This is a genomic window from Arthrobacter sp. ISL-85 (genome assembly GCF_018613675.1).
GTDB lineage: Bacteria > Actinomycetota > Actinomycetes > Actinomycetales > Micrococcaceae > Arthrobacter.
In genome coordinates, this window is the sequence record NZ_JAGGPQ010000005.1 from 33,026 (window position 1) to 45,165 (window position 12,140).

Genomic DNA, 12,140 nt, shown 5'->3' on the forward strand with positions numbered 1-12,140 from the left:
ACGCCCGCCGGGCCTATGGACGCTTGCTTGGCGATTGGCCCCCGAGCCTGGCTTCCAGCCATTCCCCCTCCCGCCGGAGGGCCTGGGCGTGCTCGGCTTGCCGGGGCTGGAGGCGGCTCTTCAAGCCCACCACCTGCAGCGCGGCCACTACCGCGCCCCTGAAGTCCCTTACAGGCACCGCCAGCGAGTACAGCCCCGGTTCCGCTTCCTCGTCGACGATTGAGTAGCCTCGCAGCCGCGCGTCCTTGAGGCGTGCCAGGAATTCTTCAATATCGGCCGGCGTATTCGGGCCGTGCTGTTGGAAAGGCACGCCGGCGAACATCTTTCGAACCTCGTCATCGGGGGTTTCCCAAAAGAGTGCCTGCCCCGCGTCGCTGCAGTAGGCAGGGTAGGGGCGGCCAAGCCATGAGCCGACCATCCTGCTGCTGGCGGGGATGCATTCGCCCACGGTGACTGTGCTGTTGCCGCTGAGTACGCCCAGGAAGCATCCCTCGTCGGTTAAGCCCGACAGGTGCTCCAAGGCGGCTGCTCCGTCGGTGTGCAGCCGACGGCGGGTTAACAGGTGTGCGTCCGTCAGGACGCTCCAGTCCAGGGCAAAGGTGCGCTGGGGCGTCCGCTGCAGGAAGCCCTCCTGCTCCGCCGTCCGCAGGCTGCGGGAGACCTGGCTTCGGTCCTTGTCGAGGTCCGCGGCAATCTCGGCAACCGTGCCGCCCGGGAGGCCGCGTGCGTGGCGCTCCCCGGCGGCAAGCACCGCCATGACTCCCCGCCCCATGCTTGTTGTCCCTACCATGGTCCGAGTCTAAATGACCGACCGCAGCGGTCAGGAGATGGCGAAGACCCGGGCTGGAAAGCCGCTTCCCTCACTCGGCTTTGCCCAGCTGGCCACCACCACCGCGCCCGACTCCGGGAGCCCGGACAGATCCGCCAACAGCTCTATCTGCCACCGGTCCTGGGCAAGAATGTACGTTTCCAGGCCGAAGTCGCCCCGGGATGTAGCAAGCCCGGGATCCGTGTCCGTCTGCTCATGCCCGACGGCGGAGATGTTACGTTCCTCGACAAGGAAGGAGAGCACTTCCCGGGACCAGCCAGGAGTGTGGCTGATACCGTCGGCGCCCCTGTTGGCCATGGCCTGCCCATCCGGCCACCTCCGGCTCCAGCCGGTCCTCAAGGCGACGAAAGATCCCGGGGGAATTGTGCCGTTCCTGTCCTCCCATTCCTGGACGTCCTGCAGGACAGGGGTTGCATCCGCATCCTGGTCAACCCGCTCGGTGATGTCCAGCACCACAAGGGGGAGGATCATGTCCTGCACCGGGATTCGATCCAAGGTGCGGCCTCCGCGGATGAAGTGGGACGGGGGGTCCACATGGGTGCCCCACTGCCCAACGATGGAATACCGGTGGGCGGTGAATCCGTCGCCGTTCCCAAGATCGAAAAGGGCGTCCCGGGTTTCATCGGGAAAGGCGGCGAAGCGCGGCTGGCCCGGGTGGAAGGAGTGGGTGAGATCCGTGAACGTCCTGCCCGCAAGCGCGGACTGAAGCGCGGGCCAGGCGGCGGTGGTGGTGTGGGTCATGATGCTGCCGCCGTCGAAGGAGCCCCACATTGCAGGCCGCCGGCAACGCTCAAAGGTCCGGTCACCTCGATGACCGGCAATTCCCACGGGTGGATGGCCACCAGTGCCTGCATGACCTGTTCCACCGCTGCGTCGTCCAAGGCAGCATCAAAATACGTGGTGAAGACGAACGTTGGCGAAACCGTTTGCTCGCCCACGCTGCCGAGGGTCGGCACTGCCCCTTCGCCGCAGGTGAATCCCTCGAATCCGAGGCCGGACTCAAAGACATGCTTGTAGTTGCCAAAATCCCCGAGTTCGGGAAGCTGCTCAACGGCATGCAGGAGCCTGGCAAGGCCCAGGTCCTGGTGGATGGCGCCGGCATCTCCGGACGCAATCAGGCTCAAGGTCTCCGTACTGATGGGCCAGTGGACCCTGAGCTTGCGGACCCTGTTCAACTGCAGATTCACAACTGTTCCTCCTGTGGTCGTCTCCAATGCCAGCCATGGTGGCATACCGTGATGTTCATTACAAGCATGAAAAATTGTTTATGATGATTAAAACGTTCACTTGCACTGAGGTTGATATGGCTCCCCGCATTTCCCTGTCCCGCTTGGTCGAAGAGGACGTCTTTACGGCTGCCGATGGCGCCCTGGCCACCGAACTGGAGGCTCGCGGGTGCGACCTGAATGATCCGCTGTGGTCTGCCAAAGTCCTCCTCGAAAAGCCCGAACTTATCCGGGAGGTCCACCGCGACTACTTCGCGGCAGGGGCCACCATCGCCACCACCGCCAGCTACCAGGCCACGCCCCAAGGATTTGCCGCCCGGGGGATCGGTGAGCAGGAGGCGGTGGACCTGGTTGCTTTGTCCGTTCGGCTGGCGGATGAAGCGCGGCGGGAGTACCTGGCGGATCATCCGCACGCCGGTCCGTTGCTCATAGCGGGATCTGTTGGACCCTACGGCGCCTACCTTGCGGATGGATCAGAATACCGGGGGGACTATGCCCTGACGCCGGGGGAGTTCGAGGATTTCCACGCCGGGCGCATTGCTGCGCTGGTCAAGGCGGGCGTGGACTTCCTCGCTTTTGAGACGCTGCCGTCCCTTGCCGAGGCGGAGGCCCTGCTGGCACTCGGCCGGGAACACGGCGTCGACAGTTGGTTTTCCTTTTCCCTGCGCGCCGGTGACCGCATCAGTGACGGAACCCCGCTCGCCGAAGTGGCCCGGCTCCTTGACGGGCAGCCGCACGTGGCCGCGGTGGGGGTCAACTGCGTCCCGCTCGGCCTGGTTGATCCGGCGCTCGCTGCACTGCGGGCACACACGGACCTGCCGTTGGTTGCCTACCCCAATTCGGGGGAGACTTACGATCCCGGGACCAAGACGTGGGGCCAGGCGACAGATGGCGGGGCCGGTGCCGGGGGAGGGGCTCCGGCAAGCCTTGCCGCCGGTGCCCCCGGTTGGCTGGAACGGGGTGCCCGGATCCTGGGCGGGTGCTGCCGGACCACACCCGCGGACATCGCCCGGCTGGCCGGGAAGGCATAGCTGCCGGGAACACCGCCGACTCCACAGGTGTTAAAGCCTATGGAGAAACAAACGATGGACACCAGAACTTACACAGCACTAGTAGTACCGGCAGGCAATTCCGAACCGATCCGGATGGAGCAGGTCGGCGCGGACCAGCCGGCGTTGGAAACCCTGGTGGGCGGGCCCCTCGAGTCGGTAATCCGCGGTGACTGGCACGTCCACCTCAACGCGGAAAGCGTCACCATGCTCCTGCCGGTCAACGTCCGCGCCGGGCAGCTGATGCACGAATGCGGCCTGGACCTTGACGGGATCCGCGGCACCGCCGTCTTCCTGGGCCGCGGTGAGCACGGGGCCGAGGCGGACGTCCCGGACCATTTGGCCCGGCTCGCGGAGGAGCTTTTCGGGGCGCCGCTGGCCGCCTGACCTACAGCCGTTCAGTGCCGCCGGCGGCCCCCAGCTACTCCCTGCGTACCCCGTAGGTGCTCAGCACGTTGCCCTTACTGGTGGTTTTCTGGTCCTGCAGTTCAAGGCGGGTCAGCGGGTCACCGTCCTCGAACAGCCGGCGGCCACTGCCGGCGATCACCGGATGGGTCATCAGCTGCAGCGAATCCAGCAGGCCTGCGAACAGCAGTTGCCGCACCACGGAGATGCTTCCGCACACGGCGATTTCGCCGCCGTCGCGCTCCTTCAACGCGGCCACGAACTCCTCAAGCGGCGCGTCCATCAGCTGCGAGTTCTGCCATTCAAGCGGCTCCGTCAGGGTGCGCGACGCGACGAACTTCTCCACCGGGTTGATGAACGCCGCAAAGTCCTGGTCCTGCGGGGCGTTAGGCCAGTAACCGGCCCACTCCTGGTAGCTGACGCGGCCCAGTATAACCGTGTCCACGGCGCTGATCATCCTGGTCAACCCCGCACCGAGATCGTCGTCGAAGCTGTCGAACTGGAATTTGAAAGGTTCGGACACCACCCCGTCCACGGAGTGGAACAGGCCGGCAGTGACTTTGCGCATGGGAAGCCTCCAAATAATGATCGGACAGGCTTTACGGTATTCGGCCGGAGCCCTTCCGGGAAGGGTTCTTCAGCCAGCGGTTCCGGCGCGGAGTTCGTCCGACGGCGGGACGCCACGTTAGCTTCATCACTCGCCGTGTCGTCTTGCGCGGTTTCGCCCCCGCCGGGCCCCATACTTGTCATTGAACGGCTGTTGCCGTCCCCCGGCCAGGCAGGAGGAAGTGCATGGAACCCCTGAAAAAAGTCGTGACCAACCAGTATTTCCCTGCCGGCGCCGTACTGGCGGCTGTCCTGCTGTTCTGGGTCGTCGCCATGCTTGGCGGCCTGTCGCTGCTCAACAACAACCAGCCGCCGCTGACCACCCTGACCTGGATGCTGTTCGTCTACGCAGCAGCTGTGCTGACTCCCCTCGCAGGGCTGCTCGCCGCCGTCGACCTGGTCCGCCGCTGGCGCCGCAACCGCGCCGCCGTACCCGCCGCCTCCGCGGATTCCGGCATGGCCAATTCTTCTGCCGGCGCCGGGGAAGCCTCCCAGCCCGCACAGCCCCCAAGCACCCAGCCGGCACCGGGCAAGCCGCAGCGCCCCGGCCGCCAGGAAGCGGCCTAGGCCCCGGGGCCGCCCTGCCTACCTGCCCTTCAGGGCGTTGAGGGCCTCTTCCGCGTGGTGCAAAGCCTGGCCAAGCCTGTCGCCGGGCTCCGGCAGTGAAAACAGGTAGCCCTGCAGCGAATCACACTCCAGCGCCGTCAGGTAGTCCGCCTGCGCCGCCGTCTCGATCCCTTCCGCTGTCACGGTCAGGCCCAGGCTGTGAGCCATGTTGATCATGGAGCTGAGGATGGGCAGGCGCTCGTTGCCGGTCCGCACCATGGACACAAAGGTCTTATCGATCTTGACTGTATCCACGGGCAGGTCCTGAAGCCGGCCCAGCGAGGAGTAGCCGGTGCCAAAATCATCCAGCGCCACCCGGGCGCCGGCGTCCCGCAGCGCGCTGAGTTGCTGGATCAGGCTGCAGTCGGCGTCGAAGAACACGCTCTCGGTCACTTCCAGGACCAGCTGGTAGGGGGCCACGCCGCTCGCTTCCGCAAGCCGGAGGACGCTCTCGGCGAAGTGAGGTTCCTGCAGCTGGACGCCGGAGACGTTCACGGCCAGGGAGCGCGACGGATCCTCGCTGAGCCAACGGGCCAGCTGCACCATTCCGCTGGCCATCACTTCGGCGCCGATCTCGCCGATCAGCCCGGTGCGCTCCGCGAGTGGAATAAAGATCGACGGCGGAACCCGCTCGCCGTCCCTGTCCCACCTGGCCAGCGCCTCCAGCTGGACCACCTGGCCCATGCGGTGCGAGACGATCGGCTGGAAGTCCACGGTAATTTCGCCGCGGGGTACGGCCAGCTGCAGCCCGCTTTCCATGTGCGTCCGCTGCACCAGCGCCTGCATCATGTCCGGGTGGAAACGCAGGAACCGGTTCTTGCCGGCAGCCTTGGCAGCATACATCGCAATGTCTGCATGCCGGAGCAGTTCGGAGGGGCCCACGCTGTCCTGGCCAAGGGAGGCGAGCCCCAGGCTCAGGCTGGGACGGAGGACAGTGCCGTTGATGGTCACGGGGACGTGCAGGCAGCGCACGATGCATGCGGCGATCGCATCGGCATCGGGGCTGGCAGTCAGGAGCACCACGAACTCGTCACCGCCCAGACGGGCCACGACGTCGGCGGTGGGGACGCAGCCGCGGAGCCGGCGTGCCACTTCGATGAGCATGTCGTCTCCCGCCTGGTGGCCAAGGATATCGTTGACTTCCTTGAAGTCGTCCAGGTCAAGGAGCAGGACATCCACTGTCTTCAGCCGGGGTTCCTGCAGCGATTCGGCAAGGGCGTCGTTGAACACGGCCCGGTTGGCGAGCCCGGTCAGCGGATCCTGGAATGCCATGGCGCGCAGTTTTTCAGCCTGGACTGCAAGGTCCATCATGGCCCGGTGCGCCTGCTCCTGCGCCTTCCGCCGCGGCGTCACGTCGCGGAAGCTCCATACCCGGCCCACGATTTTTTCGCCTACCCGCTGTGGGCGGGAATACCTTTCGAAGGTACGGCCGTCACGGAATTCCACAACATCGTGGCTTTCGGCGGCCGGGTCCTCCTGGAGTTCGCCCAGCCGGGCGGTGAAGGCCACGGGGTCGGCCACCTGCTCCACGATGAGCTGCATTACCGGTTCCTCGGTGTCGCCTTCCATGAGCTCGGGCGGGATACGCCACATGGCGAGGAACTGGTCGTTGAATCCGGTCACGCTGCCGTCATTGCCGATCACAAGGATGCCGTCCGCGGTTGATTCAAGGGTGGCCGTCAGCAGCGACATGGCCTCGCTGAGGTTTGCGGCGCCCGTCTTGCGGTGACCGGTCCCGCGGGCGGAGAGCAGCAGCCGTGGGCTTGCCGGGCCCGTCTTTCCGGATGCCGCCTGGGCAGTGCCGGCCGGATCGTGCCGGGGGAGAAGCGCACCGGCCAGTTCAATGGGGAACTCGGTTCCGTCCCTGCGCAGGGCGATGATTTCCCGCGGCGGTGGATGCTCCTGCGGCTGGGTGAGGAGCTGGTGCAGCAGCTGGGCCACCTCGTCGCGGCAGCCCTCTCCGATCAGCAGCCGGTGGTCCAGGCCGGGGAAGGCGTCCTGCTGCAGGGCGAACAGCCGTGCCGCTGCGGCATTTCCCGCCAGGACGGTGCCGTCGGCGCCCAGTGCCAGGAGTGCATCCGGGCTTGCATCCATGACGACGCCAAAAGTCTGTAATGCCACATTGTTTTCACGGCCTGAAAAACCGGTCATCACACCACCCCTTCGCAATCATAAAGGCCGCAGGGGGAAATTGGGGGGTGTACCCGTGACGTCGGATTTATTCCACACGAACCTGGCGCCGGACGTAAAAAGCGCCGGCCTCCTTTTTGGAGTCCGGCGCCTCTTACAATTGACTTTAGTGAAACGGCTACACCCGGCGGCCGCTGCGGTTGGTGACGGCGCCGTAGATCAGCAGCACGATGATCGAGCCGAGGATCGCCAGCAGCCAGGTCCTGAGGTCGAAGAACTCCGCCAGTCCGCCGCCAAAGATCAGTGATCCGATCCAGCCGCCCAAGATGGCCCCAACAACGCCGAGGACCATGGTGATCACCCAGCCACCGCCTTGGCGGCCCGGCAGGATGGCCTTTGCAATGGCTCCAGCAATCAGGCCCAAAATGAGAAAACCGATAATGCCCATGTTGCCACTCCTTGTCAGTAAGTTGTGCCGGGCCCCCATTTCCGGTTCCTTTATTCAATCAGCAGGCTTACTACTCTGCAAGGCCTTGATTATCACAGGATGACTGTCAGTTTGGCCCGAATATAGTAGAACTTTGTCGGCTGGAAAAAGCGGCTGCCGATAGGATTGGGTGTCCCTGCAGCTGATGAAGGAGCTCCGGCATGTCCACCCAGGCCCAGCGGCGGCGAGCGATCTTCCTCGACATTGATGGCACCTACGCCGACCACGGCCTTGCCCCGGAGGCGCACGTTGATGCCGTCCGGACCGCACGCCAACGCGGCCACCTCGTGTTCGTCTGCACCGGGCGTCCCCTGTCCATGGTCCCCGGGCACATCCTGGAGGTGGGCTTCGACGGCACCATCACGGGTGCCGGCGCCAGGGTGGAGGTTGCCGGCGAAGTCCTCAAGGATGCGCGTTTTGAGCCGGAGGTGGCCGCACACATCGTGGAAACGCTCGACGCGTACGGTGCCGCCTACATCCTGGAAGCACCCGAGGCGCTGCATGGCCGCACGGGCGTGGACCGGCGGCTCCGGGAGGTCCTTGGGCCGATCTTTGCCGGCCGGGCACGGCACGATGGCGTCCTCAGCACGGACGTGGACCCACTGGAGGACATCCTCGGGCCCATGCAGTACAGCGACGATCTCCGCGCTACGTCATACGCCAAGATCTCCTGCTTCGATTCACCGGTGCCGCTGGCCCGCCTGATGGAGGCCTTCGGCCCCGGGGTGGGGCTGATCCCCAGTTCCCTGTCGGCGCTGGGCGACCGTGCGGGGGAGATCTACATGGCAGGCATCCACAAGGCCGTGGGCATCCAGGTGGTGGAGGCCCGGCTCGGCCTGGACCGGGCGGACATCGTGGCCATCGGCGACAGCGCCAATGACATTGAGATGCTCGAATACGCCGGCGTGGGCATTGCCGTGGAGGGCGGCCACCCTGCCGTTCTTGCTGTGGCGGACAGGACTACGGCCGCGCCGGCCGGCGGCGGCGTTGCGCTGGCCTTCGCAGAGTTGGGGCTCCTGGGGTAGGGCTCAATGCGCGGCGGCTGCCGCGGTCGAAGCAGCAGCGGACGTGCCGAGCCCGCGCACCACCCAGCCCTGGTCCTCCCACGCCGCTGCATCCAGCACATTCCGCGCGTCCAGGACCACCCGCCGTCGTACTTGCTGCCCGGCCGCGGCGGGGCACAGTTGCCGGTACTCGTCCCACTCGGTGAGGAGCAGCACCAGCTCAGCGTCCTGGAGTGCGCGCGCCGCGGAGGCTTCGAAGCGGAGGCGCGGGTAGCGGCGCCAGGCAAGGTTCACCGCCTTGGGGTCAGTGACCGTGACGTGGGCCCCGGCAGCGGCCAGCCGGTCCGCCACATCCAGTGCCGGGGAATCGCGGATATCGTCGGTATCAGGTTTGAAGGAGGCACCCAGCACGGCAATGGAACGCCCAGCCACCGTCCCGCCGCACAGCTCCTCCGCCAGGCCCACCGTGCGTTGACGCTGGCCCAGGTTCACGGCATCGACCAAGTGCATCCAGTCCTCCACCGCGGGCACGCCCAGGGTGGCAGCCTGGATGCGGAAGCTGCGGATGTCCTTGGGCAGGCACCCGCCGCCGAAACCAAGCCCGGCATGGAGGTACCGGCTGCCGATCCGCGGGTCCAGCCCCATCGCCTCACTGAGCTCGGTGATATCAGCGCCCGCAGCATCGCACAATTCCGCCACCGCGTTGATGAAGCTGACCTTGGTGGCCAGGTATGCGTTGGCCGCCGACTTGATCAGTTCCGCCGTGGCGAAGTTGCACACCAGACGCGGAATCCCGGCGGCCAGCAACGGTTCGTACACGGCGTCCAGCGCTGCTGCCACCCCCAGGGGTGCACCGGTGGACAGGTTGAAGGCGCCGGTCCGGCCGCCGTCCACGCCGTAGACCAGCCGGTCCGGGACCAGCGAGTCCTTGACGGCAGTGCCCTGTCGCAGGAACTCGGGGTTCCAGCCGAGCAGCACGTCCGGCCGCGAAGCCAGGACACCACGCAGCATGTCAACGGTGCCAACGGGCACCGTTGATTTGCCCACGACGACGGCGCCTGCAGCCAGGTGCGGCAACAGCGCTTCCGTTGCGGAGACCAGGAAGGTGAGGTCGGCGGCGTCGGACGTCTTGTCCTGCGGCGTCCCCACGCACAGGAAGTGCACTTGTGCGCCTCCTGCTGCGGCGGGATCGGTGGTGAACCTCAGCCGTCCGGTGGCGATGCCGTCCCGGAGGAGCTCATCCAGTCCGGGTTCGTGGAACGGTGCCGCGCCCTGTGCCAGCTGTGCTATTTTGCCGGGGTCGATGTCGATGCCCACCACGGTGTGGCCCATGGATGCCAGGGTTGCCGCGTGGACAGCGCCCAGGTAACCGCATCCGATCACGGATATTTTCATGATGATGCTCCTGCCTTTGAGGCTTTCTGCGCGGCTGAAGGCGCCGCCGCGATGACATCCGAGTAGTGCTGCACCAATTCCGTGCAGAGGGCAGGCCAGGTTTTGTCCTGCACCGATGCATGCGCTGTGGCGGCAAATGCCCGGCGTTTAGCGTCATCGCCCATCAGGTCCAGCACCCGGGCACGCATGGCGGACAGGTCGCCCGGTTCGTACAGCCACCCGGTGCGCGAATTTTCCACCAGGTCCAAGGGCCCGCCCCGGCCCGTGGCCACCACCGGAACGCCCGACGCCATGGCCTCCTGGATGGTTTGGCAGAAGGTTTCGAACTCGCCGGGATGGACGAACAGGTCGAACGATGCCACCGCTCGCGGCAGATCGTCACCGCCCAGGAAGCCCGTGAACGCCGCACGGGGGAGCGCAGCCTCCAGCGCTGCCCGCTGGGGTCCGTCGCCCACGATCACCAGCTTCGAGCCGGGTATTCCGGCGAGGGAGGCAAGGTCTTCCACCTGCTTTTCCACGGCCAGGCGGCCCACATAGCCGATGATCCGTTCACCGTCCGGGGCGACCGATGCCCGCCAGCCGTCGTCGCGCTTTTCCGGCGAAAACCGCGCGGTGTCCACGCCACGGCGCCACATCCGCACCCGCGGGATGCCCCGGCCGCGCAACTGGTTCAGCGCGAACGTGGAGGGCACCAACGTGCGTGAGGCCAGCAGATGGATGTTCTCCACCCTGTTCCAGGCCCAGTTCTCCAGGAAGGGAACGCCGTACCGGGCGGCGTAGCTGGGAACTTCGGTCTGGTAGATGGCCACGGTGGGGATGCCAAGCTGGTACGCCGCCTGGGCGGCCCGCCAGCCCAGGACGAATGGCGAGGCAAGATGCACAACGTCGGGCGCGTACTCGGCAAGGATTCGCTTGACCCGGTACACACCTCCCAGTGCTACCCGCACGTTCGTGTAGCCGGCCAACGGGACCGACGGCAGTCGGTGGACTTCCGCCCCCTTGACCTGGCCGGGCGCCGCCCCATCCTGGGCCGACGGGGCGATGACGAGGACGTCGTCGCCCCGCTCCTGGAGATGGTCCAGGACCCGAAGGATTGAATGGGTGACACCGTTCATCAACGGCAGGAATGACTCGGCGACGATTGCGATCCTCACCCCTCCACCCTGGGCGTCGTCCTTGAAATGGCGGGGGAAAAAGCGTTACCCGGAGGAGAAGGCCGGGTGAACAGCTGACCCGGCGCCAAAAAAAATTACTAAGCAGGCTTTGCATTTGATGCTAAGCATGCTTACGGTAGTGGGGCAGTCAGCGCAGGGCCTCAAGCAGCCGGGGCCGGAAGCCGGACGACGGGAGAAAGCCCCGGTCCGGAACATCCATTGCTGGCAGACCCAGTGCAACGACCATCCAGAGGAGACGTCATGCTTACCAGGGAAAACCTTGAAAACCTGCTCACCAAGGGCGGCAACGTCGTCGGTTCCGACGGCACGAAAATCGGTTCGATCGGCCAGCTGTACGCAGACGACGATACGGGCGAGCCCACTTGGGTCACCGTAAAGACGGGCCTCTTCGGTACTTCCGAGTCCTTTGTTCCAGTTGAGGGTGCGCACAACCAGGGCGAAGACCTGGTGGTTCCCTTCAGCAAGGAGCACGTCAAGGACGCTCCCCGCGTGGATGCCGACGGCCACCTCACCCCTGAGGAAGAGGACCGGCTGTACACCTACTACGAGCGAGGCGCACGGACCTACACCGAGGCCCGCTCCGGTGCCGCAGGGGACGTCGACCTGCAGGGCGACGCCGACCTCAACGCAGGCACCCCCACCACCGGGCTCGGCGCAGGCAACGATCGTGACACCACGCGTGGAACGGTTGGCCACGACACGTCCGGCCCCACCACGGACGACGCCATGACGCGTTCCGAGGAACAGCTGCACGTGGGCAAGGAACGCGAGGCCACCGGCCGGGCACGTCTGCGCAAGTACGTCACCACTGAGAATGTCACCAAGACGATCCCGGTGGAGCGTGAGGAAGTCCGGATCGAGCGTGAGCCCATCACGGACGCCAACCGCGGTGCCGCCCTCGACGGACCTGCCATCAGCGAAGAAGAGCACGAGGTGATCCTCCACGAGGAGCGCCCGGTAGTGCAGAAGGAAGCTGTCCCCGTGGAGCGGGTCCGGCTGGACAAGGAAGTTGTCCGCGACGACGTCACGGTCAACGAGGAAGTCCGCAAGGAAAACATCGAAACAGACGGCGACACCCGTCGCTGATCCGGGACGGGGGCCTCGGCCTCCAGTTCCGGGGGCCCACGCTGAGCGAATCAGGTGGCCCTGATACGGTGAACGGCGCCGGGAGCCTGCTTGAAGGGGCTCCCGGCGCCGCACCATTTTAAAACGCTGGTGCAGCCGCGCT

At 66.0% G+C, this 12,140-nt stretch carries 13 protein-coding genes; 5 read left to right on the plus strand and 8 right to left on the minus strand.

All coding sequences use genetic code 11. The annotated features are described in order from the left end of the window. Positions 1-13: 13 nt before the first annotated feature. Genes J7I84_RS03050 through J7I84_RS03060 form a run of 3 tightly spaced genes read right to left on the minus strand, consistent with a single transcriptional unit; the run spans position 14 to position 2,016 of the window. The gene (locus J7I84_RS03050; protein WP_214940492.1) at positions 14-790 is read right to left on the minus strand and encodes an IclR family transcriptional regulator; all 777 of its coding nucleotides are present in this window, start codon (positions 788-790) and stop codon (positions 14-16) included. Between the two features lie 30 nt (positions 791-820). Next, entirely contained in the window at positions 821-1,570 is a 750-nt protein-coding gene (locus tag J7I84_RS03055) for a cyclase family protein (RefSeq protein WP_214940494.1), read from the minus strand. After that, positions 1,567-2,016: a hypothetical protein gene (locus tag J7I84_RS03060; RefSeq protein ID WP_214940496.1), complete on the minus strand. Its 450-nt coding sequence runs from the start codon at positions 2,014-2,016 to the stop codon at positions 1,567-1,569. The genes J7I84_RS03055 and J7I84_RS03060 overlap by 4 nt, the downstream gene beginning before the upstream one ends. A 116-nt stretch (positions 2,017-2,132) precedes the next feature. On the opposite strand from J7I84_RS03060, the gene mmuM reads away from it, so the two are divergent. Together mmuM and J7I84_RS03070 are read left to right on the plus strand one after the other, a co-directional pair. Next, positions 2,133-3,086 (plus strand): homocysteine S-methyltransferase, encoded by a 954-nt coding sequence (mmuM, locus tag J7I84_RS03065; RefSeq protein ID WP_214940497.1) that lies wholly within the window; start codon positions 2,133-2,135, stop codon positions 3,084-3,086. A gap of 54 nt (positions 3,087-3,140) precedes the next feature. Beyond that, complete coding sequence (locus J7I84_RS03070; RefSeq protein WP_214940499.1) at positions 3,141-3,491, plus strand: hypothetical protein; 351 nt, start codon at positions 3,141-3,143, stop codon at positions 3,489-3,491. 34 nt (positions 3,492-3,525) lie between these two features. Here the strand turns inward: J7I84_RS03070 and J7I84_RS03075 are convergent, their stop codons facing one another. Next, positions 3,526-4,077, minus strand: a complete 552-nt coding sequence (locus J7I84_RS03075; RefSeq protein WP_214940501.1) for a dihydrofolate reductase family protein — start codon at positions 4,075-4,077, stop codon at positions 3,526-3,528. A 224-nt stretch (positions 4,078-4,301) separates the two neighbouring features. Between J7I84_RS03075 and J7I84_RS03080 the strand changes: the two genes are divergently transcribed. Further along, complete coding sequence (locus J7I84_RS03080) at positions 4,302-4,682, plus strand: hypothetical protein (protein WP_214940503.1); 381 nt, start codon at positions 4,302-4,304, stop codon at positions 4,680-4,682. Positions 4,683-4,700: 18 nt separating this feature from the next. Here the strand turns inward: J7I84_RS03080 and J7I84_RS03085 are convergent, their stop codons facing one another. Further along, a complete protein-coding gene (locus J7I84_RS03085) occupies positions 4,701-6,872 on the minus strand; it encodes a bifunctional diguanylate cyclase/phosphodiesterase (RefSeq protein WP_251046003.1) in 2,172 nt (723 codons plus the stop codon). 157 nt (positions 6,873-7,029) lie between these two features. After that, complete coding sequence (locus tag J7I84_RS03090; protein ID WP_214940505.1) at positions 7,030-7,299, minus strand: GlsB/YeaQ/YmgE family stress response membrane protein; 270 nt, start codon at positions 7,297-7,299, stop codon at positions 7,030-7,032. A gap of 200 nt (positions 7,300-7,499) precedes the next feature. Here J7I84_RS03090 and J7I84_RS03095 point away from each other — a divergent pair, with 200 nt between their 5' ends. Then, positions 7,500-8,363, plus strand: coding sequence for an HAD hydrolase family protein (locus J7I84_RS03095; RefSeq protein ID WP_214940507.1), 864 nt, complete (start codon positions 7,500-7,502; stop codon positions 8,361-8,363). Between the two features lie 3 nt (positions 8,364-8,366). On the opposite strand, the gene J7I84_RS03100 is transcribed toward J7I84_RS03095, so the two are convergent. Beyond that, complete coding sequence (locus tag J7I84_RS03100) at positions 8,367-9,737, minus strand: UDP-glucose/GDP-mannose dehydrogenase family protein (RefSeq protein WP_214940511.1); 1,371 nt, start codon at positions 9,735-9,737, stop codon at positions 8,367-8,369. Then, the gene (locus J7I84_RS03105; RefSeq protein WP_214940513.1) at positions 9,734-10,891 is read right to left on the minus strand and encodes a glycosyltransferase family 1 protein; all 1,158 of its coding nucleotides are present in this window, start codon (positions 10,889-10,891) and stop codon (positions 9,734-9,736) included. Before J7I84_RS03105 ends, J7I84_RS03100 begins: the two co-directional genes overlap by 4 nt. Positions 10,892-11,152: 261 nt before the next feature. Between J7I84_RS03105 and J7I84_RS03110 the strand changes: the two genes are divergently transcribed. Then, entirely contained in the window at positions 11,153-11,998 is an 846-nt protein-coding gene (locus tag J7I84_RS03110) for a DUF2382 domain-containing protein (RefSeq protein ID WP_214940515.1), read from the plus strand. Positions 11,999-12,140 lie beyond the last annotated feature (142 nt).

Excerpts from the sequence above, each read along its gene's own strand:
- J7I84_RS03055 (WP_214940494.1), bottom strand. The coding sequence starts at position 1,570 with ATGACCCACACCACCACCGCCGCCTGGCCCGCGCTTCAGTCCGCGCTT.
- mmuM (WP_214940497.1), top strand. The coding sequence starts at position 2,133 with ATGGCTCCCCGCATTTCCCTGTCCCGCTTGGTCGAAGAGGACGTCTTT.
- J7I84_RS03080 (WP_214940503.1), top strand. The coding sequence starts at position 4,302 with ATGGAACCCCTGAAAAAAGTCGTGACCAACCAGTATTTCCCTGCCGGC.
- J7I84_RS03085 (WP_251046003.1), bottom strand. The coding sequence starts at position 6,872 with ATGACCGGTTTTTCAGGCCGTGAAAACAATGTGGCATTACAGACTTTT.
- J7I84_RS03075 (WP_214940501.1), bottom strand. The coding sequence starts at position 4,077 with ATGCGCAAAGTCACTGCCGGCCTGTTCCACTCCGTGGACGGGGTGGTG.
- J7I84_RS03050 (WP_214940492.1), bottom strand. The coding sequence starts at position 790 with ATGGTAGGGACAACAAGCATGGGGCGGGGAGTCATGGCGGTGCTTGCC.
- J7I84_RS03100 (WP_214940511.1), bottom strand. The coding sequence starts at position 9,737 with ATGAAAATATCCGTGATCGGATGCGGTTACCTGGGCGCTGTCCACGCG.
- J7I84_RS03110 (WP_214940515.1), top strand. The coding sequence starts at position 11,153 with ATGCTTACCAGGGAAAACCTTGAAAACCTGCTCACCAAGGGCGGCAAC.
- J7I84_RS03090 (WP_214940505.1), bottom strand. The coding sequence starts at position 7,299 with ATGGGCATTATCGGTTTTCTCATTTTGGGCCTGATTGCTGGAGCCATT.
- J7I84_RS03095 (WP_214940507.1), top strand. The coding sequence starts at position 7,500 with ATGTCCACCCAGGCCCAGCGGCGGCGAGCGATCTTCCTCGACATTGAT.
- J7I84_RS03070 (WP_214940499.1), top strand. The coding sequence starts at position 3,141 with ATGGACACCAGAACTTACACAGCACTAGTAGTACCGGCAGGCAATTCC.